Genomic DNA, 1,693 nt, shown 5'->3' with positions numbered 1-1,693 from the left:
GGCCGAGCTGCGCCGGCGTCTCGCCGCGGCGGGAGCGCACACCGAACCGGACGGGACGACTCTCGTCGTCGGCGAGTACCCGGAGCTTCCCGAGGTGCCGCGCCGCACCCTCGTGCTGGGCGGCGCACGCTCGGGGAAGTCGCTGGAGGCGGAGCGCCGGCTGGCGAGCTTTCCGGGCGTCGTCTACGTGGCAACCGGCGGGAGCCGTGACGGAGATCCCGAGTGGGCGGCACGCGTGAGCGCGCACAAGGAACGCCGTCCGGCGTCCTGGCGCACCCAGGAGACCTGCGACCTCGTCCCGCTGCTGGAGGCGACAGGGCCGCCCCTGCTCGTGGACTGCCTGTCCCTGTGGCTCACGGACGCGATGGACTCGGCCGGCGCCTGGGACGACGAGCGCTGGCGGAGCGTCGGCGCCCGGATGCTTCACGAGCGCGTCGACGAGCTCCGCGCGGCCGTGCGGAACACCCGGCGGACCATGGTGGCGGTCAGCAACGAGGTCGGTTCGGGCATCGTCCCCGCCACCCCCTCGGGCCGTCGCTTCCGTGACGAACTCGGGCGTCTGAACGCGGCGTTCGCGGCGGAGTGCGAGCACGTGCTGCTCGTCACCGCGGGTGTCGGACAGTCGTTGCGCGGCTAGGGGTGTCCGCAGGTCCTTCGCGGGGACGGCCGGTGCGCACCCGCCCGCACGCACCCGCGTCCGGCACGCGCACCCGTCCGCCTGCCCGCGCGGGAGGCGTACCGTACGCTTCGCCAACATGAGTGACCGCACCCTGGACCTGGATGACTTCTCCGATCTCATCGAGCGCCCGCACGGCGGACTGCGCCGGGATGCCGAGGAGCGGAGGGCGCGGACCGGGCTTCCGGACCAAGCTCTGGGCCGGCTGGACGACTTGGGCGAGTGGCTGACGGCGGCACAGGCCCGGCTTCCCGTCGAACCGCTGCGGCAGCCGCGCATGGTGGTCTTCGCGGGCGATCACGGCGTGGCGGAACTGAACGTCTCCGCACGGCCTGCGGGCAGTGCCTCCACACTCGTACGCGAAGCGCTGGACGGCACCTCGCCGGCAGCGATCCTGGCCCGTCGCTTCGAAGTGCCGGTCCGGCTGGTCGACATGGCGCTCGACTGCGACGTGGATGAGCTTCCCGCGGAGGTCACGCGGCACCGGGTGCGACGTTCGTCGGGACGGCTGGACACCGAGGACACCCTCAGCGCCGAGGAGGCGCAGCAGGCCTTCCGCGCGGGTATGGCGATCGCCGACGAGGAGGCCGACGCGGGCACCGACCTCGTCGTTCTCGGAGACCTCTCCGTGGGCGGTACGACGGCTGCCGGAACGCTCATCGCGGCGCTCTGCGGCACGGACGCCTCCGTCGTCACCGGCCGCGGCGGCGGCGAGATCGACGACCTCACGTGGATGCGCAAGTGTGCCGCGATCCGTGACGGTCTGCGACGCGCCCGCCCCGTGCTGGGCGACCAGTTGGAGCTTCTCGCCGCGGTCGGCGGAGCCGATCTGACGGCGATGACCGGCTTCCTGCTCCAGTCCGCGGTGCGGCGCACGCCGGTGATCCTCGACGGTGTGGTCTCCGCGGCCTGCGCGCTCGTCGCGCAGCGCGTCGCGTTCCGCGCCCCGGACTGGTGGCTGGCGGGGCACACCAGCAGCGAGCCCGCGCAGGCCAAGGCCCTGGACCGCATGGCCCT

Annotated in this window: 2 protein-coding genes; both read left to right on the top strand. The window is 73.5% G+C overall.

Translation table 11 applies throughout. The features are described 5' to 3' along the window. On the top strand, positions 1-637 hold a 637-nt coding region (locus H5J26_RS30745; RefSeq protein ID WP_181769218.1), incomplete at its 5' end, for a bifunctional adenosylcobinamide kinase/adenosylcobinamide-phosphate guanylyltransferase. Positions 638-755: 118 nt separating this feature from the next. After that, positions 756-1,693: nicotinate-nucleotide--dimethylbenzimidazole phosphoribosyltransferase (locus H5J26_RS30740; protein WP_181769217.1), on the top strand; the 938-nt coding region annotated here is incomplete at its 3' end.

The organism is Streptomyces albidus (ex Kaewkla and Franco 2022), from assembly GCF_013870515.1.
Classification (GTDB): Bacteria; Actinomycetota; Actinomycetes; order Streptomycetales; family Streptomycetaceae; genus Streptomyces; species Streptomyces albidus.
Note: the sequence above shows the minus strand (reverse complement) of the source record. Positions and strands in the feature narration are given on the sequence as shown.